Source organism: Aminobacter sp. P4_D5 (assembly GCF_056401815.1).
The window spans coordinates 1-770 of the sequence record NZ_JBFUIP010000606.1; the positions used below are offsets into that span (position 1 = coordinate 1).

A 770-nucleotide genomic window follows, 5' to 3' on the forward strand; every position below is an offset into this window, starting at 1 on the left:
TCGCCACCCCGGCCCGCGCCGCCACGGCCTCCATGGTGACGGCGTGGAAGCCGCCCTCGGCCAGCAGCTCCGCCGTCGCGGCCAGAATTTTTCCCCGCGCCTCGGGGCTGCGCGGGCGGCCCCGGCGCGGCGCCTCGGCCGCGAGGGCCGCGGTCGTCACTCCGCCGTACCGGCTTTCGGCCGGCGCTCGGCAAGGCCGATGGGCGGACGCCGGACCGACCGGCGATGCGCGGCGTCGCGCACATCCTGGGTGACGACGCGCACGCGGCTCTCATAGGAGCGACGGATATGCGCCCGCGCTGCCTCCTCCGCCCTGACGGGATCGCGTGCCAGGATCGCCGCGACGATCTCGGCATGCTCCTCCACCGCGCTCGAGGCCCGGCCAGGGTCGTGATAGGTCGTGCGTCCCAACAGAGGCACGAAGTTCAGCAGCGCCCGCAGGCTTTTGAGCAGGAAGCGGTTGTGCGCCGAGCGGTAAATGTGCTCGTGGAAGGCCTCGTTCTCGCGCGCATGCGCGCGGGGATCGTCGCCCAGCGCGCGCATGCCCTCCAGGATGGCGCGCAGGATGCCCATCTCTGTCGTGTCGGCATGGCGCGCGGCCAGGGCGGCCGCCGTGCCCTCCAGCGATTCGCGCGTGGCGTAGAATTCCGCGATGGCCCGAAGGTCGTAGATCGCGACCGCGAGCCCGCCGCCGGCGGCATGCTCCAGCAGCCCCTCGGCCTGGAGGCGGCGCATGGCCTCGCGCACCGGCGTGCGGCTGACCCGCAGCC

Annotated in this window: 2 protein-coding genes; both read right to left on the reverse strand. The window is 73.9% G+C overall.

Annotated elements, in window-relative coordinates; translation table 11 throughout:
- Positions 1–160, reverse strand: a 160-nt coding sequence (locus AC1DWF_RS33815; RefSeq protein WP_476842861.1) for a TetR family transcriptional regulator, incomplete at its 3' end; no start/stop codon positions are given.
- Positions 157–770, reverse strand: a 614-nt coding sequence (locus AC1DWF_RS33820) for a GntR family transcriptional regulator (RefSeq protein ID WP_476842860.1), incomplete at its 5' end; no start/stop codon positions are given. The genes AC1DWF_RS33815 and AC1DWF_RS33820, both read right to left, overlap by 4 nt.